This window comes from Pseudomonas fluorescens, from assembly GCF_902497895.1.
GTDB classification, from domain to species: Bacteria; Pseudomonadota; Gammaproteobacteria; order Pseudomonadales; family Pseudomonadaceae; genus Aquipseudomonas; species Aquipseudomonas fluorescens_BP.
Genome location: NZ_CABVHQ010000065.1, coordinates 1 through 22,973 on the forward strand (window position 1 = coordinate 1; position 22,973 = coordinate 22,973).

Consider the following 22,973-nt stretch of genomic DNA (forward strand, 5'->3'; position numbering starts at 1 on the left):
GGCAGCTTTTGCGGTACGGCGTGCAGGCTGAAACGGGCGTCCTTGCCGAGCAGCTGGTCGGCGGCCAGGTCGTGCTCGGGGCAGGTGAATTCCACGCGGTAGTGGAACGGTTGGCTCAGGCCTTCTTCGCCGTGGAAGGTCAGGACGTCGAGCGCTGCGTCGACATTGCGGACCCAGAGGGTGTGCCGGCAGTGGTCGAAGAAGGTGCGTAATTGGCTGGACATGTTCAGGCCTCCTGCGCATCGGTAAAGTGCAGGCTGACGCCTTCATCGTCGCTGTAGCCCAGGGTCACGCCGTGGGTTTTCTGCCGGGCTGCCTGGCGTTGCAGCAGTTGTTGGCTGAGCACCGGGAGGATCTGTTGGTTGAGCAGGCTGTCGATGTTGCGCGCGCCGCTGTCGGGCAGCAGGCAGGCGGCAACCAGGGCATCGCTGAGGTGGTGGTCGATCTGGCAGTCCAGGCCGTAGTGGCGCTGCAGGCACCTGGCGACCTGGGCAAGTTTGAGGGCGACGATGCCCTTGAGTGCGCAGGCGGCCAGCGGGCGGTAGATCAGGGTCTGAAAGCGCGCCAGCAGGGCCGGCTGGAAGTGCTCGCGCAGGATCGGCCGCAGTAGTTCGTGCAAGGTGCTGTCCGGCGCGTCGGGCTGCTCCTGCAGACAGGCTTGCAGTGGGTCGCTGCCAAGGTTGGAGGTCATAAGGATGACGGTGTTGCGAAAGTCGATTTCGCGCCCTTCACCATCGCGCATGAAGCCGCGATCGAAGACCTGGTAAAACAGGTTGAGTACGTCGCGATGGGCCTTCTCTACTTCGTCGAGCAGTACGACACTGTAGGGCCGTTGCCGCACCGCTTCGGTGAGCACGCCACCCTGGCCGTAACCGACGTAGCCAGGGGGCGAGCCTTTGAGTTGGCTGACGGTGTGGGCTTCCTGGTATTCGGAAAGGTTGAGGGTGATCAGCGACTTCTCGCCACCGAACAGGCAGTCGGCCAGGGCCAGGGCGGTTTCGGTCTTGCCGACGCCGCTGGTGCCCACCAGCAGGAAAACCCCCAGTGGGGCCTTTTCTTCAGTCAGGCCGGTCTTGGCCGCGCGCAGACGCTGGGCCAGGGCGCTGAGGGCGTGGTCCTGGCCTATGACACGCTCAGCCAATTGCTGTTCCAGCGCCAGCAGGTTGGCTTGTTCGTCCTTGAGCAGGCTGCCCAGCGGCACCCCGGTCCAGTCGGCGAGCACTTCGGCCACGCTGTGGGCGTTGACGTCGAGGGACAGCAATGGCTGATTGCCTTGGGCCTTGGTCAGCTGTCGTTGCAGCTCCACGCAAGCGTCCATTCGTGCTGGTTCAGCCTGGCGTGCGGCGAGCAGTTGCTGGGTCAAGTCGAGTTCGTAGCGGTATTGCTGCTCCAGATCGATTTGCTGGAGATGCAGTTCGGCGAGTTGCGCAGCGATCAGCGTCAGACGCTCGCTGGCACGGCTGCCGCTCAGTTGCCGGTCCTCTTCCAGGGCCTGGCGCTCCAGTTCCAGGGCGGCCTGGCGAGCCTTGAGTCGGACCAGCACCTGCGGTTCGCAATCCAGGCTCATGCGCACTCGCGCGCTGGCGGTGTCGAGCAGGTCGACGGCTTTGTCCGGCAGTTGGCGCCCGGTCAGGTAGCGCCGCGACAGGCTGACCGCGGCCTGTACTGCCGCATCCTGGATGTGCACGCCATGGTGGCTGGCGTAACGAGCCTTGAGGCCGCGCAACATCAGGCTGGCGTTGGCGTCGTCCGGCTCGTCGACCTTGACCCTCTGGAAGCGCCGCTCCAGGGCCGCATCGCGCTCGAAGTACTGTTTGTATTCGCTCCAGGTGGTGGCGGCGATGGTGCGCAACTCGCCGCGGGCCAAAGCGGGCTTGAGCAGATTCGCCGCGTCGGCACCGCCCGCCTGGTTGCCGGCTCCGATCAAGGTATGGGCTTCGTCGATAAACAGCAGCACCGGGTTTGCTGACTGCTGCACGGCATCGATGACGTTTTTCAGGCGTTGTTCGAATTCGCCTTTGACCCCGGCGCCCGCTTGCAACAACCCCAGGTCGAGGGTGCGCACGCTGACCGCTTTGAGGCTGTCCGGGACATTGCCCTGCGCGATGCGCAACGCCAGGCCTTCGACCAGGGCGGTTTTGCCCACCCCGGGTTCGCCGACCAGGAGTGGGTTGTTTTTGCGGCGGCGACTGAGGATATCGATGACCTGACGGATTTCATCGTCTCGGCCGAACACCGGGTCGATCCGCCCTGCCCCGGCCTTGGCGGTGAGGTCCTGGGTGAATTTGTCCAGCACGGCCTGCAAAGCAGCGTGTCGGTCGGCGCTGGATGGCGGAGTAGCGAGGGGCGTCGCTTCTATTTGGCCCAGGGCAGTTTGTTGCTGCACCTGTGGACGTTCTTCGGAGTGTTGATCGAGCAACGGGAGCAAATGCTGCAGCTGAGTAGTTCTGAGACTCAGCAGCGGCCAGGCCGCTTCGCATGCCAACAGACTGGGAGTCTCCAGCAGCGCGCCGAGCAGGTGTACTGAACGCAGGTTGTCGTTGTTGTCGTCCAGCGATGCACGCAGCCAGGCATTCTTGATCAGTTGTTGCAACTTGTCACACAACTGCGGCTTGCTCTGCACACTGCGCGGCAGGCTGTCGAGATGGTCGAGCAACCCACGCCAGATCGCGTCCATATCCCATTCGTAGCGGCGCGCGATGAGGGTCAGATCGCCCTCGCCTTGCTCCAGCAGTTTGAGCAGCCAGTGTTCGATGCTGATCTGTGCATGGGCGCGGCTTTGGCACAGCGAAGCCGCCGCACTCAGCGCCTGGACGCAGTAGGGATTGAGGCGGCGAAGCAAACGAGCGGAACTCTGTGCCATGGGGGTGCGTCCTTGTTCTGGATTCTCGGCGCGTAGCCGGTTGTGCAAGCGGCGGGGCGATGTGTCGGGTTGAACGCCCGCGAACGGACGCTCAACCCGGCACACCGGGACCAGCAGACAGAGGCCCGTCTGCTGGCTCTCTCACGTCAAGCGCTCGGGCGCTCGTTCCACGAATCGGAGTGGGTGATGTAGCCGTCCTTGTAGGTCCAGGTGATCTTCTCGTAGCGCAGCTCAACCTGTTCCAGGTGGCTGTGCTTCTCCTTGGTCGGGTCCTTGATGTCGTGCATTTTCGACGCAACTTTCACCACTTTGACGTTTTCCAGCGTGGTGATGAAGTACTCGGCTTCCTCGCCTCCGTGGTTGACGCGGTACCACTTGAATTCGGCGAACTTGAGGGTCTGCCCGGTGGCCACCGCCTTGTACAGGTAGGGGCTGGAGGCATCGATTGCCTTGGTGAACTGGAACGGAGCGTGAACCCGTGTGCCGGTCAGCTTGCCGGTGTTGTTGTCGGTGGGGATGTACAGGCTATGGTCCTGGGCTAGCACCTCGATGCTACCCTCGCGTCCGTGCACATCCACCGAACCTGCGATCTCCTGGCCGGCGTCATCTACTACCAGCCACAGGTAAATCGGAATTGCCATGTGAAGCTCCTTTTCTCAAAAATGAATGCCGCTGATTGCGACAGGGGGTTGTCTGTCCGGCCCGGCAGTGGGCAGCGCACAGGCCCCCACTTCCGGCACCAGACGGATATCGACGCGCCGGTTGGCCGTGCGTCCGGCCTCGGTGTCATTGCTGGCGATCGGCTGGCTGGCGCCAAAGCCCTGGACAGCGAAGCAGTTGTCGGGGATACCGCCCATGCGATGCATCCAGTCATGCACCGCGGCCGCTCGGGCGCGGGACAGCTTGAGGTTCAGATCGGCGTTGCCAGTGGCATCGGTATGCCCGGTAATGACGATCAGCCAGCCTGACTGGGCTTTGATATCGACCAGGGCATTGATCAGCACTTTGGTCGAGTCAGGCTTGAGCTGGGCGCTGCCGGTACTGAACAGTGACAGGCTGTCCAGACGCACGGGATTGGAGATCCCCGCCGGCATTGGGGCCGCCAACGGCTGACGGTGACTGGCAATCGTCGCCAGCAGCTGCGCCCGCAGGGGTTCGCCGTGATACAGGCCCAGGCCTAGCGCCAGGGGTGCGCCTTGGCGGTAGTAGCTGTCCAGTCGCAGGGCGTCCTGGCGCAGCACCGTTATTGCCTCTTCCCGCAGGGCAAATTCGGGCCGGTCACGATGTTGCGACGGGGGAATAGACGTGTAACGACGCAGGTCATCACTGACCTGGCGCATGAGCAGGTTGTTCTGCCAGGCCGAGCTGGCCAAGGCGACCAGGCCAGCCAGCACGAACAACCACAGCGCTCTCACACCTGCGTCGCGTATCGGCGAGCGCCGGGCGTGGACGGGGAACACATGCAGCAAGGGATCGGGAAACGGCAATGGTGTATCCGCCCCGGAAGGAGCCTGCCGGGCGTCAACCAGCGCAACCTTGTCACGCAACCATTGCTGCCACAGGTTGCCCGTCAGCCTCTGGGGCAGTGCCGGTACCAGGGTGATGGCGCAGGCCAGCGCCAGGCCGACTGGATGGCGGGCTTCGCCGGTGGCGAAGTGTGGCAGTACCGCTTCACCCAGCCAGGCCGCTGCGCTATTCAGTTGTACGCTGGCGTGCAACCGCACTGCCTGGGTTGTGGAGTCAGCGGCCTGCCGTTGCCAATCGGCCAGGCTGACGCACGCACCGGCCTCGCGCACCTTGGGGCTGGCCTGGCCTGCCTGCCAACTGAACCAGGGTCCTTCGCCTCGCGAGGCTTGCAGGTAGCTCACCAGCAGTAGCGGCAGCGCTATCCCGCGTTTGCGAATCAGTGCTACCTGGTGGCAGAAGGCACGCACCTGGCCAGCCAGCACTGCGCCATCGGTGTGTTCGCCAGGGTTGGCGATGAACATGACGCTGAGCTGCCCGCCCCAGTCCGGACGCTGGGCCACCAGGCTAGCGGTCACCGCCAGTAGCTGCTCCAGGCCGGGCACCCGCACATAGCAACCTTGCGCGGTCTTGCGCAGGGCCAGTTGTTCAGCGGGAATTGCGCCAAACAGACCGGCCAGACCATCGCCACAGACCAATACCACGGGTTGACGATAGGCCGCGGGAGGCAAGGAAATAATGTCGGCCAGATTCAGTGGTTCGCTCGGGTGCGCGCGACGTCGCCCAGCCCGGACCCAGGCCAGGGCGACAAAGACCACAACGGTCAGCACCGCCATTGCCCGTATCCAGGTTGCGAGCGCAATGATGGCCAGCAGCGCCAGGATCAGCGTACCCGCCCACAGCCAAAGGCCTTGTGTCTGCTTGAGCGTCATCTGCCCCACCCTCAGCCCTGGCCGGGCAAGAGCGCGGCGATCACACCGCCCAACAGATGGTCCAGCCCCCACCATGCACCGACGAGCAACAGAGTCGCCGCCAGAACATGGGCCAGCGGTGATTGCAACCCATGCAAGGTGCTCATTCGGTGGCCGGCGACCACCTGTGTGGTTACCCCATGGCTGAGTTTCAGCGGGTCGACCTGGGCATTCAGAGCTGCCAGCAGTAGCTCGCGTTCGGGGTCGTTGACGTCGCGGTAACGGCCCTGAAAGCCGAGCATCAGCACGCGCTGGAATGCCGTCAATGCAAGCAGGTCAGGCGCTGGCTCGCGCAGCACTTCACGCATTTCTTCATAGAGGAACTCGCCCGCCTGGTGACGGCTGAAAAACCTGGCCTGCAAGGGTTCCTTTGCCCAGTTGGCATGGGCACCTTCCTTGGCGCAGCCAAGTACGGTCTCATCCAGCAGGGCGCACTGGGCGTGGCTGACATGATCAATGCTGCGTTGACTCACATTGGCCTCTTTGAGGCGCTGCTGAACCTGCTCGACCTGCTTCACGCAGCGCTCCCACAGAACCAGGCTGTTTTGCGCCGACGCGCCCTGCCGCAGTTCGACTACCAGCAGGTAGCTGTCCTGCAACAACGAATCGATATCCACCGCCGTTGCGGCCGGTTTTTTTGAGGTGATCAGGTTCATGTGCGCAGCACCGCGAATAGTTCAAGTTTCACCTCGGCCAGGGTGCTTGGAACGTAGAAGGCGCAGACGCCGGCGGCCAGCATGGCCTGCCCCTTGGCATGACTGAGATCGAGGGCGAAGTACTGGTTCTCGAGACGCAACGGAATAGCCGCTGGCACATGGCTGAGCGACTGCAAAGGCACACCGTCGAGCGCGGCGTTGATCAGATGATCGACATCATCCGGCGTACCGACCTTGCACAGACGTGGAAACTGGCTCTGCAACTGCACTGCCGGCAGGCGGCAACGCACCGACAGATAGAAGTCAGCGCCGTCACGCTCACACAGACGCGGATCGTTGAGGGAGACCTGCCAGCGGTTGGCACCGCTCTCCTCCAGCTTCAGGGCAATCACCCGCGACGGCAGGCTGGCCTCGAGCAAGGTGGAGATCGTGCTCATCAACGGTGCGAATACGCTTTCCAAATGCTCGTGCCGATAGGCCGGAATCTTGTCGATATCCTGTTCCAGGGAAAAGGTCAGCAGACTGCCGGCCAGCTTGATCAGATCCAGATAGACCTGCTCGGGGTGCCGCGCCGGATGCGCCTGGAGATCAGCCAATACCGGTTGGTAGGTGTTCAAGGCATTGAGTAACCAGAACAACGACACATCGGCCACGGCGAAATCAGCCATACGCTGGTTGCTCTCGCGACGCATGCCCATCAGCCGTTGACGCTTGGCGGACAACTGGGTCAGCAGATTATCAAGCTGTGCCAGCAGCACGGGATGAGCCGCAAAGCTGAGCAGCGGCGGCACATAGACAGGATCGAGACTCCAGGCACCCTGCCCGTCACGCACCAGACGCGCGATCGGGCAGGTCAGGTAATCGGCGTTCTTGTCGTTATCCAGGCGCAGGCTGAGTGCATGCTCCAAAACGCCGATCGACTGCTCCTCGTCTGCGTATATGTCCTGTACCGGACGCCAATCCTGGCGATAACGCGTCGGCCGATCGGCCCTGGCCCCGTCGAACAAACAGTTGTTGCCATTGGCCTGCTCCAGTGGCAAGGCAAGCAGCAACGTCGCATCCTGGATGTCATCGGACAGCAGTCGGGCCAGTTCCAGAGCAGGAGGCAGCCGATCCACGTGATCGGTATCGACCAAGGTGCCATCGGGCATGCGCACGCACAGTTGGGTGGCCTTGAGCTTGCCCAGTCGCAGGGCTTGCGGGTCAAACGCCAGCGCCTGCACGCCCCATGGGTGTACCAGGGACAGATGGGCGAGACTCTCGTTGGCCCAGGCTTCCCAACGCGCCTGCTGCTGGAATTGTTGCGGGCACAACAGGGCCCCCGCGGCCCACAGGGGACGGTCGATTTTCATGGCGTCGGTTCTCTACGGAGTGGCTTAGGTTTTGAAGTGGCTTAGGCTTTCGCCTTGGGCATCTGCGAAACCAGCGACAGATTGACGTCCATGCCTTCCACCTGGAAGTGCGGCACGGCATACAACTTGACGCGGAAGAACCCCGGGTTGTCCTCGATGTCTTCCACGGTCACCTTCCCATCGCGAAGCGGGTGTGAAGCCTGCAGAGCGTCGCCCGGATCGGTCATTGCGGTCACCAGCCCACCGACCCACTTATTCAGTTCCAGCTCCAGCAAGCGCCGGTCCTTGGTCGTTCCGATGTTCTCGCGCTGGATCAGCTTCAAATAATGGGCGATGCGCGACAGCAGGAAGATATACGGCAAGCGTGCATTGATCCGGCTGTTAGCGGTGGCATCGGCAGTGTCATACAGCGCCGGCTTCTGGGTGGAGTTGGCCGAGAAGAAGCACGCGTAGTCCCGGTTCTTGTAGTACGACAGTGGAATGAAGCCGAGATTGGCGAATTCGAATTCGCGAGTCTCCGGAATCATCACTTCCGAAGGAATCTTCACCTGGTTGCCAGTGCCCAGATCGTACAGGTGGATCGGTAACTCGGTGACAGCACCGCCTGACTGTGGTCCGCGAATCTGCACGCACCAGCCGTTAGTGACAAAGCTTTTCACCATGTTTGCCGCGAAGGCGAACGAGGCGTTGGTCCACAGATACTTCTCGTGATCAGGGCCCTTGACGCTTTCGATGTAGTTGAAGCTGCGTACCGGAACGGTGTCCGGACCATAGGGCAGGCGGCCCAACACGCGCGGCATGGTCAGGCCGATGTAACGGGCATCGTCACTGTCGCGAAACGCCTTCCATTTGAGGTATTCGGCACGGTCGAAGTAGTTGCCGATATCCTTGATGGCGGCCACCTCTTCCATCGACTCCTTGCCAAAGAATGCCGGGCCCACGGAACCAATGAACGGCATGTGCGCTGCCGCCGCCACTTTGGAAATATTGCGCAGCAGGGCGATATCCTGAGGACTGCGGTCGAACTCGTAGTTGGAAATGGCCGCGGCAATCGGCTCGCCACCCGGAGTGTCGTACTCCTGGGTGTAGGTATGCATATACAGGCCACTCTGGGCGATCTCCGGCGCATCTTCGAAGTCTTGTACCAGGTGATCCTTACTGATATCCAACAGTTCGATACGTACGTTCTGGCGAAAATCGGTCTGATCGATCAGCGATTTCACGCCGCGCCAGGTCGACTCGACGCGCTGGAAATCAGGGTGGTGCATCACCGCATCTAGTTGGCGACTGATTTGTCCATCCAACGATGCAATATGCTCATCCAGCAGGGTTTTATCCAGACGCTCGACTTTCTGCGATGTTTGTTTGAGCAAGTTCAAGAACACGCTAACTGCGGCGGTAACCCGTTCATCGGCAGAAGCCTCGGACAATGCCTCAACGCTCTGAAAAGCTTCGATACCACCCAGTTCTGCAACCGGGCTGAGGTTGATCTTGCTGAACAGGGCGCCATATACGCCTTGATTTTCTTCAGTCAATACTGCAGCGCCGCGCGATTGCACGCCGGAATGTTCTACGGACATTATGGGAACTTCCTTTTAAACCAACCGAGGTGAATTAACGATCTTCTTGTGGAGCCAGGGCGGCCAATTCGGCTCGCAACTCGTCGCTCAGCGCATCATCCTTGAGGATGCGTTCCAGTTCGTGACGGAAGGTCGCGTTGTCCAACAGATTCGACTTGAGGTCGCGCAGCAGGTTGCGCATAGCCAACAGGGCACGTAGTTGCGGTATTTGCCGCGCCACCTGCTGCGGCTCGAAATCCTGCATATTCTGGAAACTCAACTCGACAGAGGTGTCGGCGTCGTCATTGACCAAGGTGTTTTCCACCGACAGCTTCAGACTCGGAGAAAACTCGGCCAACACGCTGTCGAAGTTGTTCTTGTTAATATCGACTTTGCTTCTTTCGGACAACGAACGCTGCTCTTTGCCGTTACTGTAATCCCCCATCACCATCAACTTCAGCGGCAACTCGACCTTTTTCTGCGCACCGCCGGTATGCAAATCGAGCTTGATGTTGACCCGAGCCTTGGGCACTTCATTTTGAAAGCTGTTTGAAGCCATAACTCCTCCAGACATCTGCGCAACAGCAAATGCCATCACGAAAATCAAGTAAGACTGGAATTCACACCTTTAGCCGAGCCACTACGAAAACGTTGCCAGCCACAGCACATAAATTCCTTTTTAAATAGACGGGCAAAACACTTGCGATACATGTACTGATCTCTTGCCTACAACAACAATGAACTATCTCACCCGGCTAATCCATCCCTCGAAGCACCATCAGGAAGTTTCCGGCGCCTTTTCAGAAACAGCCTACATTCGTATTTTCTGGATACATGTTTTTGCTCGCCCCGTTCGTCCTGCGGGCCATGGGGTGCGGATTTGCAGTCTATATTTCTTTGCGGCACTGCTGTCTGCGCACCCATCCCGACAGATGATCGCCAGTTCGTTTAGCCAACGCACCAGTCACGCGGAGAGCTCCAGCCGATGAGCACAACGGCTTCAACCGCCGTCGGGTACTGCAAGGCCTTTCGGCAGGCGCTGTCGGCGCCTGGATCAGCCCGCTCTGCGCAGGCAGCAGTACCCTGTCCAACGCACCGGCCGATCTGATTCTGTACAACGGTCGCCTGCACACCGTCGACCGTGACAACCCCCCGGCGTTGACTGCTTCAGGCCTTCAGCCCCATTGAAATGGCTCGGCTGGCTGGCGCTTGCTTTACACTGCAAGCCCCTTTCAATACCGGGATGCCCATGGACATCGATCTAGCCCGCACCTTCCTGGAGATCGTGCGCCACGGAAGCCTGGCTTCGGCGGCCGAGAAGTTGCACGTCACCCAGACCGCCATCACCGCGCGGGTCCAGAAGCTCGAGAGCCAACTCGCCAGCACCTTGTTCGTGCGCAATCGCGCCGGTGCCCGGCTGACTCCGGATGGCGAGGCGTTTGTGGTCTACGCCAATCAACTGGTGCAGACCTGGGAGGCGGCCCGTCGCGATCTGCCATTGCCTGACGGTTACCGTAACGTGCTGCATATAGGCGGCGAGGTCAGCCTGTGCAATCCATTGATGCTCAGCTGGGCTCGCGAGTTGCGCGAGAAGATTCCCAGCCATGCCCTGCGCACGGAAATTCGCGATGGCGAAAACCTCCTGCGCCAGCTTGAACTGGGGGTGCTGGATGCGGCCCTGGTCTTTCAACCGGAATATTGGCCGCGCCTGCAAGTCGAGCAATTGCTGGAAGAAAAGCTGATTCAGGTGCGCCTGGTCGCCAACCCCGAGCCCTATATCTATATCGATTGGGGCAAAGACTTTCGCCGACAACACGACGCAGCGTTGCCGGACAAGGCAAAAGCCGCCCTCAGCTTCAACCTCGGGCCCCTGGCGTTGCAATACATCCTTGAAAATGGCGGCTCAGGTTATTTCCGAACCCGCGTGGTGCAAAGCTACCTGCACAGCGGCGTACTGGAACGGGTGCCCAAAGCACCGGAATTCAGTTACCCGACTTACCTGGTCTATTCCCGGGATCGCGATTCGACCACCTTGCAGCTGGCGTTCGAGCTGCTCAGGGCAGTGGTCAAGGCCGATAGTGACTGGTCGCAACGCTGGGATCCGTTGATTTGATCGGTGAGGCCTATTGACCGGCACTCTTTCAGCGCCGGTCAAATCGCCAAGATCGCAGCCTGCGGCAGCTCCTACAGTGGCATGTGTGTACACCCGTAAAATGGCGATGAGGTCGACGTAGGAGCTGCCGCAGGCTGCGATCTTTTGATCTTCGCGCACACATGCACCCCAGACAATCAGGCCATTGCCGCAATGGGCGCCGAAACCCGTTGTTCCCCTGCCCTCACCGTGCGCCAGGTGTTGTAGGCCATCAGCAGCATGCCGCTGGCGAAGGTCGCGCCGCCGATCAGGCGCACGATGTAACCCGGATGACTGGCTTGCAGCGCTTCGACGAATGAGTAGGTCAGGGTGCCATCGTCGTTGATCGCCCGCCACATCAACCCCTGGGTGATGCCGTTGACCCACATCGAGGCGATGTACAACACCGTGCCGATGGTCGCCAGCCAGAAGTGCACATTGATCAGCCCGATGCTGTGCATCTGCTCGCGGCCATAGAGTTTCGGGATCATGTGGTAGAGCGTGCCGATGCTGATCATCGCCACCCAGCCGAGGGCACCGGCATGCACATGGCCAATGGTCCAATCGGTGTAGTGCGACAGCGCGTTGACCGTCTTGATCGCCATCATCGGCCCTTCGAAGGTCGACATGCCGTAGAACGCCAGCGACACCACGAGGAACCTGAGAATCGGGTCGGTACGCAATTTATGCCAGGCACCGGACAGGGTCATCATCCCGTTGATCATCCCGCCCCAGCTCGGCGCCAGCAGGATCATCGACATGGCCATGCCCAGCGACTGCGCCCAGTCCGGCAATGCGGTGTAGTGCAGATGGTGCGGGCCAGCCCAGATATACAGGGTGATGATCGCCCAGAAATGGATGATCGACAGGCGATAGGAGTAGATCGGCCGTTCGGCCTGTTTCGGCACGAAGTAATACATCATCCCCAGAAAACCCACCGAGAGAATGAAACCCACCACGCTGTGGCCGTACCACCACTGGATCATCGCGTCGGTGGCCCCCGAATAGCTCGAGTAGGACTTCATCAGGCTGACCGGAACCGAGATATGGTTGATCACATGAACCATGCCCGTGACCACGATGAACGCACCGTAAAACCAGTTACCGACATAGATATGTTTGACCGTGCGCCGGGCGATGGTGCCGAAGAACAGATAGGCATAGGCCACCCAGACCACCGCCACCGCCAGGGCGATAGGCCACTCCATTTCCGCGTATTCCTTGGACGTGGTGTAGCCAAGCGGATAGCTGATCACCAGTGCGACGATAATTGCCTGCCAGCCCCAGAATACGAAGTTGGCCAGGCGCTCGGAGATCAGCCGCACGCGACTGGTGCGTTGCACCACATAAAACGAAGTGGCGAACAGTGCACCGCCACCGAAGGCGAAGATCACCAGGTTGGTATGGACCGGTCGCAAGCGACCAAAAGAGGTCCAGGCCAGTCCGAAGTTCAGCTCCGGCCAGACCAGTTGGGCGGCAAGAAATACCCCCATGCCCATGCCAACGATGCCCCAGAAAAGCGTCATCAAAGTGAAACGTCTGACGATCTCATAGTTGTAGGAGGTATTACTGTCGGAAAGTATTGCACTGGCCATAATCATTCCATCACACAAGAAGTCGCTGACAGGTCCGTGCAGCAGCATTCCGCTCTCCAGTTAACTGGATAAGCAAGCGTCAGATACCGATAAGGAAGGTCGGTCAGTAAGACTGGGCAAGTGCTGCAGGACGAAGCAGAAACAGTGTGCGGCCTCAGACAACTCACCACAACTTGATAATAATGCTGCTTAAGTTCATTAATATTGCACTCAAGTAATAATAAGAGGCACCTTCAAGTAAGGTGCAAAGCTGCCAACGCTGCAGTGACAGGCTTCAAAAGCCCTACTAAGCTTCAGCGCAATGGCAATTGAGTGAGAATCTCTCGCGTTGCCAGTCAACAACAACATCCCGAGGAGCCCCCATGCGCACACTTCTTCTGATCTCCCTTCTGGCAGTCAGCCCGTTGACTCTGGCCAGCACTGAATGCACCAAGACCGACAAGGCTCAATGGCAGGACCCGGCCAAGTTCCAGGAAGACCTGAAGGCTCAGGGTTATGACATCAAGAAGTTCAAGGTCACCTCCGGCAACTGCTATGAAATCTACGGCTGGAACAAAGCCAAGCAGAAAGTCGAGATCTACTTCGACCCGGTCTCTGGCAAGGCTGTGAAGGAAGAGATCGAAAAGGACTGACATGAACACTGGAACCCAGCGCCTCTGGGACCCACTGGTACGTTTTTGCCACTGGTCCCTGGTGATCGCCTTCGTTGGCGATTACTTCCTCAACGAGGAAGGTGACGGCTGGCATCGCTGGCTGGGCTATTACGCAGTGGGCGTGGTGCTGGTACGCGTGGCCTGGGGTTTTATCGGCTCGCCGGCGGCGCGCTGGGCGGACTTCTGGCCGACCCCTGCGCGCCTCGTTGGGCATACCCGCGCGTTGCTGGGCGGCAAGGACTATCGCCGCATGGGGCATTCACCCATTGGTGCGCTGGTGATGGTCCTGATGCTGCTGTTGATGGTCGGCCTCGGCATCACCGGCTTCCTGATGGAGGAAGTGGACTATTTCTGGGGCGAGGACTTGCCACGGGATATCCACGAGCTGATGGCCAACGCCCTGCTCACCCTGGTCTGTGTGCATATTGCCGCCGCGGTGGTGGAGAGTGTGCGTTTGCGCGAAAACCTGCCGCTGTCGATGATCACTGGTAAACGGCGCAAGCGTTAGCAGGCTAATAACAATCTCCGGCTTGGTAATGAACCCCTGTGGCGAGGGGGCTTGCCCCCGCTGGGGCGCGCAGCGGCCCTAAAATCGGCAATCACGGTTTTTCAGACAGAACGCATCAACCGGTTTTACGACTGCTTCGCAGCCGAACGGGGCGATGCGGCGTTCCGACAAGCCCCCTCGCCACAGGGGTTCATCGCCACAGCAAGCCCCCCTCGCCACAAGGGGTTCTGCATTCACAGAGCTCCTGCATTCGGCTTCAGTCAAAATCCCCCGCGTAACACACCGGCGAACTCGAATCCCCGCTCCGATCCAGTTCGTCTTCCAGCCACTGCGCCAGTACCTGGGCATTGTTATGTTGCTCGTCCTTCGCCGAATAGATCAGCGTCAACGTGCCCGCCCTCGCCTTTTCCAGTAGTTTCCACCAATGCTCGGGCCGGGCAGTCAGTTCCTGCCGATAGCGGCTGCGAAAAGTCTCGAAGTCCACCTGCGCCTGCTTGAACGCTCGCCGCAGTTCGGTTGACGGCGCCACCTCGCGCAGCCATTCATCCAGCGCCAGCTGGTCCTTGCGACAATTGCGTGGCCACAGGCGATCGACCAGCACCCGGTAACCGTCACTGGCCTCTGCCGGGCTGTAGGCACGCTTGCATTGAATCATCGGGCTCGAATCTCGGGTTACTTACCAGTCCCAACAGACTAGCCGTTATATCTGATTACGACCCTTCTCCCCTGAAAACGACCCCATCGCCGTGTCAGCAGTTGACGTGTCCGGCCAAGCCCTATTAAGTGCTATTAATCCGCATTAATAGGATAAATAGCACACATGCTCAGTCGCCCGCTCCGCCGCAAACGCCAGAAGCTTTCCGATGTGATTGTCGAGTCGGTCAAGCGCTCCATCGTCACCGACGCGCTGCGCCCGGGCGACCGTTTGCCGACCGAGCGCGAGCTGATGGAAAGCTTCCAGTGCTCCAAGGGCTCGGCCCGTGAAGCGCTCAAGGCTCTTGAGGTCGAGGGCCTGGTCAACACCCGCACCGGCCCCAGTGGCGGCGCTTACCTGAATGAAGCCGGCACGGAGCCGGCCAGCCGCGCCTTGCGCAACTACCTGCACTTCCAGCACCTGGACGGCGAGCAGGTGTACCAACTGCGCAAGGTCATCGAAGTCGAACTGGCCATCTCGGTGATCGGCCGCCTCAGCGCGGCTGACTTCAAGGCCCTGCAGGACAACGTCGATTTTTGCAGCGCACCGGAAGACAGCGAAGCCGGCCAGCGCGAACAGCGCCTGGCGGAACTGGAATTCCACAATCTGCTGGCCCGTGCCTGTCCCAATCCGCTGCTGGCTTTTATAGCGCAATTTCTCAATGACCTGCTGCGCGATCTGGTGGTGCTGAAGAAAGCCTACAAGCCCAAGCGCAAGCAGTTCGACGCGGCCAATCTGGACTACCACAAACGCTTGTTGAACGCCTTGCAAGCCGAGGACGAAAACAGCGTGCGGCAATTGATGCACGAACACATGTGCGATGCCGAGCACCACATGAGCGCCCTTGAAGGCGAAGTCACCCGCCACTTTTTGCTGGAGTTCGATCACAGTCACTGACACCGCTCCGATCTCCAATAAAAGGCCTGCCCACAGGCCGTGATGCGCCGTTTTGCCATTGCCACTCCTGCCAATAATTAAACCAGGGAGTTACCCCATGCAGCGTCGTACGTTGTTGAAAGCCAGTCTGACCGTCGCCGGTGCCCTCAGCCTTCCGCTGGGTGTGCGCCACGCTTTTGCCGCCGAGCCCTTTACCTTTTATGGGCTCAAATCGATGTCGGGTGCCTTCGCCAGCTATGGCAAGTTCGCCGACATGGGCTCGCGCCTGGCGATCGAGCAGCATCCGACCTTGCTCGGCCGGCCGTTGAACTACAAGGTGATCGACACCGAAGGCAACGCCGGCAAGGCTGTGCGCAAGGTGCAGGAGGCGATTGCGCAGGACGGGGCACGGTTTTTCCAGGGCTGTACCTTGTCGTCCTCGGCACTGGCGGTGGCCAAGGAAGTGGGCAAGGTCGGCGGGGTATTCATGACCCCGGTGGGCGCCGATGAAATCACCGGCAAGGACTGCAATGCAGCGACCTTTCGCTGGTCGGTGCCAACCTACGGGGCGATCCGCGAAACCCTGGTGCCGCTGATCAAGCTGCTGCCCGAGGCCAAGCGCTGGTACACCATCACCCCGCAATACGTATTCGGCGAAGCGCTGCTCGAAGGCGCGAAAAAAGTCTGCGCCGAGCATGGCGTCGAACACATCGGCAACAGCTATCACTCACTGCAGGAGCAGGAATTCTCCGGCTACCTGACCAACGCCATTGCCGCCAAACCGGACGTGCTTGTACTGCTGAATTTCGGCAGCCAGTCTTCCAACACCCTGCGTCAGGCGGTGAACTTCGGCATCAAGGAACGCATGAAGGTGCTGCTGGTCTGGTCCGCCGGGCTCGATCAGTTCCAGGAACTGGGCAGCGATGTCCTCGAAGGCGTGTATCTCGGCGCGCAGTACTGGCACCAGATCGATACCCCGCTCAATCGCGAGCTGGTGAAGATCACCCAGGCCAAATACGGGATCAATCCCACCTACCCGCTGGCGGCCGATTACATCGGCACCAAGATCATGCTCGACAGCATCATCGCCACCGGCAGCTTCGACGGCCCGACCGTGGCCAAGGCCATGCAGGGTTTGAATTACGAAGGGCCGACCGGCCCGGAATCGATCCGTGCCGGCGATCATCAGGTGATCAAGGATTACTACCTGCTGGTGGGCAAGGCCGCCGCCGACATGCGCGACAAGGATGACCTGGCGCAAGTGGTCAGCTCCGGGCGCTCGTTCCCGCCGGCAGACGCTACCGGCTGCGTCCTGGGCTGACCCGAGAAACCTTTCCACCGCTTGCCACAGGCAGCGGGCCGGGTGACGCCTTCGTCACCGGCTCCCTGCAGAGGGTTCCTGCATGCTCAATCTTTACCTGTTCCAGATCCTCAATGGCCTTGGCCTGGGGATGATCTACTTCCTGATCGCGGTCGGCCTGACGATCATTTTCGGCTTGCTGAACTTCGTCAACTTCGCCCACGGCGCGTTTTTCCTGCTCGGCGCCTACATCTGCTACACCGTCGTCAGCCTGAGCGGAAGTTTCTGGCTGGCACTGCTCCTCGCGCCGCTGGTGGTGGCCGCCCTGGCCTGGGCCATCGAGCGATTATTGATCCAGCGGATCTACCACTTGCCGCATACCTTCCAGATCCTGGTGACCCTGGGAATCGCGTTGATTATCCAGGAGGCCAGCGTGCTGATCTGGGGCCCGGTGGGCAAGAGCGTGGCGGTGCCGGAACTGCTGCGCGGGGTGTTGATCATCGGCGACTTCGTGTATCCCTACTACCGCTTGTTCCTGATCGTCTTTTCCGGGCTGATCGGCCTGGCGCTCTGGCTGCTGCTGGAGCGCACGCGCTTTGGCGCGCTGGTGCGGGCCGGCAGTGAAAGCACCGAAACCGTGTCGCTGCTGGGCACCAACATCTTCCGGTTGTTCTCCATGACCTTCGCCCTGGGCGTGGCCCTGGCGGGTGTCGCCGGGGTGCTGTTTGCGCCCTTGCGCGGTGCCCAGCCCTTCGTCGGCCCGGAGATTCTCGGGGTGGCGTTCGTGGTGGTAGTGATCGGCGGCATGGGCTCGTTCAGCGGCGCGCTGGTCGGCGGTCTGCTGGTCGGCGTGGTGCAAAGCCTGATGACCACAATCTGGCCCCAGGGCGCGAGCCTGATGATCTACGGCGCCATGGCGCTGGTAATCCTGGTGCGTCCTTACGGCCTGTTCGGGAGAGCATGAACATGACTGAGAAAAATCCCCTGCCCTTCGCCAAGACTCAGTCGCGCTACATGCTGCTGTTGGTGATTGGCGTGCTGATCGGCCTGCCGCTGGTATTGCCGTCGGCGACCCTGGCCACGGAAATCCTGATTTTCGCCATGGCCGCCCTCGCCTGTAACCTGCTGTTGGGCTACACCGGGCTGCTGTCCTTCGGTCAAGGCATCTTCTTCGGTGCCGGAGCCTATTGCGCGGCGCTGCTGATGATTCACCTGCAACTGGGCCTGTTCAGCGCGCTGTTGGGCGCGGCGGCGGCCGGCGGCTTCCTGGCGTTTCTGGTGGGCGCCCTGGCGATTCGCCGCACCGGCATCTACTTCGTCATGCTGACCCTGGCCTTCAGCCAGATGGCCTACTTCATCGCCTACACCCTGAGCGACTGGACCGGTGGCGACAACGGCCTGCTCAACGTGCCGCGCCCGGAAATCCGCATTGGCGAAACAGTACTCCTGTCGCTCACCGACTCGCGGTCCTTCTACGGCTTCGTCGCGGTGCTGTTCCTGCTGATTTTCATCGCCGCCCGCCGGGTCATTGCCTCGCCGTTCGGCAGCACCTTGATGGCGATCCGCGAGAACGAAACCCGCGCCTGCGCCATCGGCTACGACACCCGGCACTTCAAGATTCTGGTGTTCGTCCTGTCCGGCGCGGTGACCGGTATCGCCGGAGCCCTGTACGCCATGCTGCTGCACTTCGTGCCGCTGTCGAATATCGACCTGGCAATGTCCGAGAACATCCTGATCATGACCATAGTCGGCGGCACCGGATCGCTGTTCGGCTCCTTGCTTGGCGCCGGTTCCATCGTATTGCTCGGCGACTTCCTCTCCGACCTCTGGCCACGCTGGCTGATGCTGCTGGGGATCATCCTGATCCTGGTGGTGGTGTTTATGCGCGGCGGTTTGTGGGGCGGCTTGTCATCACTGGTGGAACGTTTTCGCGGCAATCGCAAGGCGCCCCTGCAGGCCAAGGAGAAACTGTTATGAGCAGCGCTGAACACTACCTGCTGGAAACCCGCGACCTGGAACTGGCCTATGGCGCGTTCCATGCGGTCAACGGCGTCAACCTGAAAGTCCAGGCCGGCACTATCCACACCATCATCGGCCCCAACGGCGCCGGCAAAACCAGCCTGTTCCACTGCCTGACCGGCGAACGCCAGGCCACCGGCGGAGCCATTCAGTTCGACGGCAAGAACATCGTGCGCAAACCGACCCACGGCCGGGTCGGCCTGGGCATGGCCCGTTCGTTTCAACTCACCAGCCTGTTCCAGAACCTCAGCGTGCGGGAAAACCTGCGCCTGGCCGCCCAGGGCCGGGACGGCCTCGGCGCGCTGAACTTCTGGAGCCGGGTGGAGAGCCGTCGCCAGCACCTGGAGATGGCCGACCAGGTGCTGGAACGCCTGAAGCTCACGCCACGGGCCGACACCCTCGCCGGCGAACTGTCCCACGGCCAGCAGCGGGTGCTGGAGGTCGGCATGTCGATCTGCTCGCGGCCGAAACTGCTGATGCTCGATGAGCCGACCTCGGGCATGGGCATCGATGACATCCCGATCATGACCCAGCTGATCAGCGACCTGGGCCGGGACCATACGGTGCTGTTGATCGAACACAACATGAGCATCGTCATGTCCATCAGCCAACGCATCACCGTCATGAGCCACGGCCAGATCCTGGTCGAAGGCACACCGGAATTCGTCCGCGCCGATGAGCGCGTGCGTGCCGCCTATCTGGGAGAAGCCGCCTGATGCTGATCGTCGAGAATATCCACTCCTACTACGACAAGAGCCACGTCCTCGAAGGCGTGTCGCTGACCGTCAACCCCGGCGAACTGGTGACCTTGCTCGGGCGCAACGGCGCCGGCAAGACCACCACCCTGCGCAGCATCCTCGGGATCATCTGCCCGCGCCAGGGCCAGATCCATTTCAACGGCAAGGCCCTGGTCGGCCAGAAAATCTTCGAGATTGCCCGCCAGGGCCTGGCGCTGGTCCCGGAACATCGGGGGATTTTCCGTTTGCTGACCGTCGAGGAAAACCTGCGCATCGCCGTGCGCAAGACCAGCCGCTGGCAGATGGAAGACGTCTACGGCATGTTCCCCAGGCTCAAGGAGCGGCGCAAGAATGCCGGCCACGCCTTGTCCGGCGGTGAGCAGCAGATGCTCGCCATCGCCCGTGCGCTGCTCAATGACCCGAAGTTGCTGATCCTCGACGAACCCACCGAAGGCCTGGCGCCGGTGATCGTCGACGAGCTGGTGAAGATTCTGCGCAAGATCAAGGAAGACGGCCTGCCGGTGTTGTTGGTGGAGCAGAACCTGATGGTCTGCGACAAGTTGGCCGACCGCCATTACGTGCTGGAACAGGGTCGCGTGGTCTACGAAGGCAGCGCCGCGGCTTTCCGTGCCGACCCGATGATCAAAAACCGTTACCTGGCCCTGAGCGCCTGACCGGAGAGCTTCTTTTATGAACAGTCGTCTCGATCCATCGCAACAGCTCGACAGCAACGCGCCGCTGATCAACCGCGACCGCCTCTGGCAATCACTGATGGACCTCGCGCAACTGGGCGCCACCGCCAAGGGCGGGGTCTGTCGCCTGGCCCTGACCGACCTCGACCGCCAGGCCCGCGACCTGTTCGTGCGCTGGTGCGAAGAAGCCGGATGCAGCGTCAGCGTCGACGCCATCGGCAACATCTTCGCCCGCCGTGCCGGACGCGATCCGCAGCGGGCGCCGGTGATGACCGGCAGCCATATCGACACCCAACCCACCGGCGGCAAGTTCGACGGCTGTTACGGGGTCATGGCCGGACTGGAAGTGATCCGCACCCTGAATGACCTCGGGCTGGAAACCGAGGCCCCCATCGAAGTGGTGGTCTGGACCAACGAGGAAGGCTCGCGCTTTCCACCGTGCATGATGGGTTCGGGGGTGTTCGCCGGAAAATTCGACCTCACCGAAACCCTGCTCAAGCAGGACGAACAAGGGGTATCGGTGGGTGCCGAGTTGCAGCGCATCGGTTACGCCGGTTCGCGGGCGGTACTCGGGCATCCAGTGGGCGCCTATTTCGAAGCGCATATCGAACAGGGCCCGGTGCTCGAAGACCGCCAGACCACCATAGGTGTAGTCATGGGCTGCCTCGGCCAGAAATGGTTCGACCTGACCCTGACCGGCGTCGAAGCCCATGCCGGGCCGACGCCCATGCACCTGCGCAAGGACGCCCTGGTCGGCGCCGCGCAAGTGGTCAGTGCGGTCAACCGCATCGCCCATGCCCATCAACCCCATGCCTGCGGCACCGTCGGCTGCCTGAGCCTGCATCCGGGTTCGCGCAATGTGATCCCTGGCCAGGTGCATATGACCATCGACCTGCGCCACCTGCACTCGGACCAGCTGCAAACCATGGTCGATGAAGTCCGCGCGGTCATCGAGGCCTCCTGCGAGCAGCACGGGCTGAGCTTCGAGCTGACCCCGACCGCCGATTTCCCGCCGCTGGACTTCGCTGACGAGTGCGTCGACGCGATACGCCAGGGCGCCCAGCGCCTTGGTTTGAGCCATATGGACATCGTCAGCGGCGCCGGGCATGACGCGATCTTCGTCGCCGAACTCGGCCCGGCGGGGATGATCTTCGTACCGTGCGAAGGCGGTATCAGCCACAACGAAATCGAGAACGCCGCCCCGGATGATCTGGCGGCCGGCTGTGCGGTATTGCTGCGGGCGATGATCAATGCCGCCCAGGGAGGGACATCCGCATGATCGAACACAGCGATATTGCCGAGATGAGCGGCGTCGAACTGCTCGCCCGCTACCGCGACAAAAGCCTGTCGCCGGTCGAGGTGACCGAAGATGCGCTGGGGCGAATCGAGCGCTTCAACCCGCAGGTCAACGCCTACTGCCACGTCGACCCGCAAGGCGCATTGGCGGCGGCCCGTGCCTCCGAACAGCGCTGGCTCAAAGGTCAGCCCTGCGGTGCCCTGGATGGCTTGCCGGCGTCGATCAAGGACCTGACCCTGACCCAGGGCATGCCGACGCGCAAGGGTTCGCGCAGCACTTCGGCCCAGGGGCCGTGGGAGGTGGACGCGCCCTTCACGGCGTTCATGCGCGAGGCCGGCGCGGTGTTGCTGGGCAAGACCACTACCCCGGAATTCGGCTGGAAAGGCGTGACCGATAACCCGCTGTACGGCATTACCCGCAATCCGTGGGACACGCGGATGACCGCCGGTGGCTCGTCCGGCGGTGCCGCAGCCGCGGCCGCGCTGAATCTGGGGGTGTTGCATCAGGGCAGCGATGCCGGCGGTTCGATCCGGATTCCCTGTGCCTTCACCGGCACCTTCGGGATCAAACCGACCTTTGGTTATGTACCGCAATGGCCCGCCAGTGCGATGACCATCCTCTCCCATCTGGGGCCCATGACCCGCACCGTGGAAGACGCCGTGCTGATGCTGCAGACCGTCGCCCGCCCCGATGCCCGCGACGGGTTGATCGGCGCGCCACGCAGCAGTCCCTGGCTGCAGGAAAGCGCCGACCTCAAAGGCCTGCGCATCGCCTACAGCCCGGATTTCGGCCATGTGCAGGTAGACCCGCAGGTCGCCCGGCTGGTGGCCCAGGCGGTGCAGGGCCTGGCAGAACTGGGTGCTGAGGTCGAACAGATCGACCCGGGCTTCAGCGACCCGCTGGAGATGTTCAATACCCTGTGGTTCGCCGGGGCCGCGCGCCTGGCCGGGCAGCTGAGCAGGGCCCAGCGCGAACTGCTTGATCCGGGGCTGCTGCGAATCGCCGAACTCGGCGAACGGATCAGCCTCGGCGACTACACCAGCGCTCTCGAAGCCCGGGCCGCCCTGGTGGCGCGGATGAGTGCCTTCCATCAGCGTTATGACGTACTGGTCTCGCCGATGCTGCCGATCACTGCGTTCGAAGCCGGCCACAATGTGCCACCGGGTTCGCCCTTTGGCGAATGGATGGAGTGGACGCCCTTTAGCTACCCCTTCAACCTGACCCAGCAACCCGCCGCGTCGGTACCCTGCGGATTGGCCCCGAACGGCTTGCCGGTGGGTTTGCAGGTGGTCGCTGGGCGGTATGCCGATGATCAGGTGCTGCGGGTGTGCCAGGCCTACGCCCGCCACTTCCCGACCCGGCATCTGCGCGAGCCGGTGAGTCCGGGACACTGATCGAAACAGCCAATCCAAGACTTGGCGATGACCTCCTGTGGTGAGGGGGCTTACTGTGGCGAGGGGGCTTGTCGGAACGCCGCATCGCCCCGTTCGGCTGCGAAGCAGTCGTAAACCGGCTGACGCGTTCTACCTGAATTACCGCGATTGCCGGTTTTAGGGCCGCTTCGCGACCCAGCGGGGGCAAGCCCCCTCGCCACAGGTACTTCGTT

The 22,973-nt window shown here is 61.5% G+C and carries 21 protein-coding genes; 11 read left to right on the top strand and 10 right to left on the bottom strand.

Features of this window, described 5'->3' with window-relative positions:
• The 8 genes from F8N21_RS24500 to tssB form a co-directional block, all read right to left on the bottom strand.
• Positions 1 to 224: hypothetical protein (locus F8N21_RS24500; RefSeq protein ID WP_150644582.1), on the bottom strand; the 224-nt coding region annotated here is incomplete at its 3' end.
• A 2-nt stretch (positions 225 to 226) separates the two neighbouring features.
• Positions 227 to 2,863, bottom strand: coding sequence for a type VI secretion system ATPase TssH (gene tssH / locus F8N21_RS24505; RefSeq protein WP_150644583.1), 2,637 nt, complete (start codon positions 2,861 to 2,863; stop codon positions 227 to 229).
• Between the two features lie 146 nt (positions 2,864 to 3,009).
• On the bottom strand, positions 3,010 to 3,504 hold the full coding sequence (locus tag F8N21_RS24510; protein ID WP_150644584.1) for an Hcp family type VI secretion system effector: 495 nt from the start codon (positions 3,502 to 3,504) through the stop codon (positions 3,010 to 3,012).
• 15 nt (positions 3,505 to 3,519) lie between these two features.
• Positions 3,520 to 5,259, bottom strand: a complete 1,740-nt coding sequence (locus F8N21_RS24515; RefSeq protein ID WP_150644585.1) for an OmpA family protein — start codon at positions 5,257 to 5,259, stop codon at positions 3,520 to 3,522.
• Between the two features lie 11 nt (positions 5,260 to 5,270).
• The gene (gene tssL / locus F8N21_RS24520; RefSeq protein ID WP_150644586.1) at positions 5,271 to 5,954 is read right to left on the bottom strand and encodes a type VI secretion system protein TssL, short form; all 684 of its coding nucleotides are present in this window, start codon (positions 5,952 to 5,954) and stop codon (positions 5,271 to 5,273) included.
• On the bottom strand, positions 5,951 to 7,306 hold the full coding sequence (tssK, locus tag F8N21_RS24525) for a type VI secretion system baseplate subunit TssK (RefSeq protein ID WP_150644587.1): 1,356 nt from the start codon (positions 7,304 to 7,306) through the stop codon (positions 5,951 to 5,953). The genes tssL and tssK overlap by 4 nt, the downstream gene beginning before the upstream one ends.
• A 41-nt stretch (positions 7,307 to 7,347) precedes the next feature.
• Positions 7,348 to 8,886 carry a type VI secretion system contractile sheath large subunit gene (gene tssC, locus F8N21_RS24530; RefSeq protein ID WP_150644588.1) on the bottom strand — a complete coding sequence of 513 codons (1,539 nt, stop codon included), beginning with the start codon at positions 8,884 to 8,886 and terminating at the stop codon, positions 7,348 to 7,350.
• A gap of 34 nt (positions 8,887 to 8,920) precedes the next feature.
• A complete protein-coding gene (gene tssB, locus F8N21_RS24535; protein WP_150644589.1) occupies positions 8,921 to 9,424 on the bottom strand; it encodes a type VI secretion system contractile sheath small subunit in 504 nt (167 codons plus the stop codon).
• Between the two features lie 690 nt (positions 9,425 to 10,114).
• Between tssB and F8N21_RS24540 the strand changes: the two genes are divergently transcribed.
• On the top strand, positions 10,115 to 10,978 hold the full coding sequence (locus tag F8N21_RS24540; RefSeq protein ID WP_150644590.1) for a LysR family transcriptional regulator: 864 nt from the start codon (positions 10,115 to 10,117) through the stop codon (positions 10,976 to 10,978).
• A gap of 176 nt (positions 10,979 to 11,154) precedes the next feature.
• On the opposite strand, the gene ccoN is transcribed toward F8N21_RS24540, so the two are convergent.
• The gene (ccoN, locus tag F8N21_RS24545) at positions 11,155 to 12,591 is read right to left on the bottom strand and encodes a cytochrome-c oxidase, cbb3-type subunit I (protein WP_150644591.1); all 1,437 of its coding nucleotides are present in this window, start codon (positions 12,589 to 12,591) and stop codon (positions 11,155 to 11,157) included.
• 362 nt (positions 12,592 to 12,953) lie between these two features.
• Here ccoN and F8N21_RS24550 point away from each other — a divergent pair, with 362 nt between their 5' ends.
• Both F8N21_RS24550 and F8N21_RS24555 read left to right on the top strand, forming a co-directional pair.
• The gene (locus tag F8N21_RS24550; RefSeq protein WP_150644592.1) at positions 12,954 to 13,223 is read left to right on the top strand and encodes a PepSY domain-containing protein; all 270 of its coding nucleotides are present in this window, start codon (positions 12,954 to 12,956) and stop codon (positions 13,221 to 13,223) included.
• 1 nt (position 13,224) lies between these two features.
• On the top strand, positions 13,225 to 13,752 hold the full coding sequence (locus F8N21_RS24555; RefSeq protein ID WP_150644593.1) for a cytochrome b/b6 domain-containing protein: 528 nt from the start codon (positions 13,225 to 13,227) through the stop codon (positions 13,750 to 13,752).
• A gap of 256 nt (positions 13,753 to 14,008) precedes the next feature.
• On the opposite strand, the gene F8N21_RS24565 is transcribed toward F8N21_RS24555, so the two are convergent.
• Positions 14,009 to 14,407 (bottom strand): DUF488 domain-containing protein, encoded by a 399-nt coding sequence (locus F8N21_RS24565; protein WP_150644594.1) that lies wholly within the window; start codon positions 14,405 to 14,407, stop codon positions 14,009 to 14,011.
• A 165-nt stretch (positions 14,408 to 14,572) separates the two neighbouring features.
• Here F8N21_RS24565 and F8N21_RS24570 point away from each other — a divergent pair, with 165 nt between their 5' ends.
• The 8 genes from F8N21_RS24570 to F8N21_RS24605 all read left to right on the top strand — a co-directional run bounded on the left by F8N21_RS24570 (position 14,573) and on the right by F8N21_RS24605 (position 22,761).
• Positions 14,573 to 15,343: a FadR/GntR family transcriptional regulator gene (locus F8N21_RS24570; protein ID WP_150644595.1), complete on the top strand. Its 771-nt coding sequence runs from the start codon at positions 14,573 to 14,575 to the stop codon at positions 15,341 to 15,343.
• Positions 15,344 to 15,440: 97 nt separating this feature from the next.
• The gene (locus F8N21_RS24575; protein WP_150644596.1) at positions 15,441 to 16,643 is read left to right on the top strand and encodes an ABC transporter substrate-binding protein; all 1,203 of its coding nucleotides are present in this window, start codon (positions 15,441 to 15,443) and stop codon (positions 16,641 to 16,643) included.
• Positions 16,644 to 16,725: 82 nt separating this feature from the next.
• Positions 16,726 to 17,586 carry a branched-chain amino acid ABC transporter permease gene (locus F8N21_RS24580; protein ID WP_150644597.1) on the top strand — a complete coding sequence of 287 codons (861 nt, stop codon included), beginning with the start codon at positions 16,726 to 16,728 and terminating at the stop codon, positions 17,584 to 17,586.
• A gap of 2 nt (positions 17,587 to 17,588) precedes the next feature.
• Positions 17,589 to 18,599 carry a branched-chain amino acid ABC transporter permease gene (locus F8N21_RS24585; protein ID WP_150644598.1) on the top strand — a complete coding sequence of 337 codons (1,011 nt, stop codon included), beginning with the start codon at positions 17,589 to 17,591 and terminating at the stop codon, positions 18,597 to 18,599.
• Positions 18,596 to 19,357: an ABC transporter ATP-binding protein gene (locus F8N21_RS24590; protein ID WP_150644599.1), complete on the top strand. Its 762-nt coding sequence runs from the start codon at positions 18,596 to 18,598 to the stop codon at positions 19,355 to 19,357. Before F8N21_RS24585 ends, F8N21_RS24590 begins: the two co-directional genes overlap by 4 nt.
• A complete protein-coding gene (locus tag F8N21_RS24595; RefSeq protein ID WP_150644600.1) occupies positions 19,357 to 20,052 on the top strand; it encodes an ABC transporter ATP-binding protein in 696 nt (231 codons plus the stop codon). The genes F8N21_RS24590 and F8N21_RS24595 overlap by 1 nt, the downstream gene beginning before the upstream one ends.
• 16 nt (positions 20,053 to 20,068) lie before the next feature.
• Positions 20,069 to 21,349 (top strand): Zn-dependent hydrolase, encoded by a 1,281-nt coding sequence (locus F8N21_RS24600; RefSeq protein WP_150644601.1) that lies wholly within the window; start codon positions 20,069 to 20,071, stop codon positions 21,347 to 21,349.
• Positions 21,346 to 22,761 carry an amidase gene (locus tag F8N21_RS24605; protein ID WP_150644602.1) on the top strand — a complete coding sequence of 472 codons (1,416 nt, stop codon included), beginning with the start codon at positions 21,346 to 21,348 and terminating at the stop codon, positions 22,759 to 22,761. The genes F8N21_RS24600 and F8N21_RS24605 overlap by 4 nt, the downstream gene beginning before the upstream one ends.
• Positions 22,762 to 22,973: the final 212 nt, after the last annotated feature.

Excerpts from the sequence above, each read along its gene's own strand:
- F8N21_RS24550 (WP_150644592.1), top strand. The coding sequence starts at position 12,954 with ATGCGCACACTTCTTCTGATCTCCCTTCTGGCAGTCAGCCCGTTGACT.
- F8N21_RS24600 (WP_150644601.1), top strand. The coding sequence starts at position 20,069 with ATGAACAGTCGTCTCGATCCATCGCAACAGCTCGACAGCAACGCGCCG.
- tssK (WP_150644587.1), bottom strand. The coding sequence starts at position 7,306 with ATGAAAATCGACCGTCCCCTGTGGGCCGCGGGGGCCCTGTTGTGCCCG.
- F8N21_RS24595 (WP_150644600.1), top strand. The coding sequence starts at position 19,357 with ATGCTGATCGTCGAGAATATCCACTCCTACTACGACAAGAGCCACGTC.
- F8N21_RS24510 (WP_150644584.1), bottom strand. The coding sequence starts at position 3,504 with ATGGCAATTCCGATTTACCTGTGGCTGGTAGTAGATGACGCCGGCCAG.
- F8N21_RS24565 (WP_150644594.1), bottom strand. The coding sequence starts at position 14,407 with ATGATTCAATGCAAGCGTGCCTACAGCCCGGCAGAGGCCAGTGACGGT.
- tssL (WP_150644586.1), bottom strand. The coding sequence starts at position 5,954 with ATGAACCTGATCACCTCAAAAAAACCGGCCGCAACGGCGGTGGATATC.
- F8N21_RS24570 (WP_150644595.1), top strand. The coding sequence starts at position 14,573 with ATGCTCAGTCGCCCGCTCCGCCGCAAACGCCAGAAGCTTTCCGATGTG.
- tssB (WP_150644589.1), bottom strand. The coding sequence starts at position 9,424 with ATGGCTTCAAACAGCTTTCAAAATGAAGTGCCCAAGGCTCGGGTCAAC.
- F8N21_RS24605 (WP_150644602.1), top strand. The coding sequence starts at position 21,346 with ATGATCGAACACAGCGATATTGCCGAGATGAGCGGCGTCGAACTGCTC.
- tssH (WP_150644583.1), bottom strand. The coding sequence starts at position 2,863 with ATGGCACAGAGTTCCGCTCGTTTGCTTCGCCGCCTCAATCCCTACTGC.
- F8N21_RS24540 (WP_150644590.1), top strand. The coding sequence starts at position 10,115 with ATGGACATCGATCTAGCCCGCACCTTCCTGGAGATCGTGCGCCACGGA.
- tssC (WP_150644588.1), bottom strand. The coding sequence starts at position 8,886 with ATGTCCGTAGAACATTCCGGCGTGCAATCGCGCGGCGCTGCAGTATTG.
- ccoN (WP_150644591.1), bottom strand. The coding sequence starts at position 12,591 with ATGGCCAGTGCAATACTTTCCGACAGTAATACCTCCTACAACTATGAG.
- F8N21_RS24555 (WP_150644593.1), top strand. The coding sequence starts at position 13,225 with ATGAACACTGGAACCCAGCGCCTCTGGGACCCACTGGTACGTTTTTGC.
- F8N21_RS24590 (WP_150644599.1), top strand. The coding sequence starts at position 18,596 with ATGAGCAGCGCTGAACACTACCTGCTGGAAACCCGCGACCTGGAACTG.
- F8N21_RS24575 (WP_150644596.1), top strand. The coding sequence starts at position 15,441 with ATGCAGCGTCGTACGTTGTTGAAAGCCAGTCTGACCGTCGCCGGTGCC.
- F8N21_RS24580 (WP_150644597.1), top strand. The coding sequence starts at position 16,726 with ATGCTCAATCTTTACCTGTTCCAGATCCTCAATGGCCTTGGCCTGGGG.
- F8N21_RS24585 (WP_150644598.1), top strand. The coding sequence starts at position 17,589 with ATGACTGAGAAAAATCCCCTGCCCTTCGCCAAGACTCAGTCGCGCTAC.
- F8N21_RS24515 (WP_150644585.1), bottom strand. The coding sequence starts at position 5,259 with ATGACGCTCAAGCAGACACAAGGCCTTTGGCTGTGGGCGGGTACGCTG.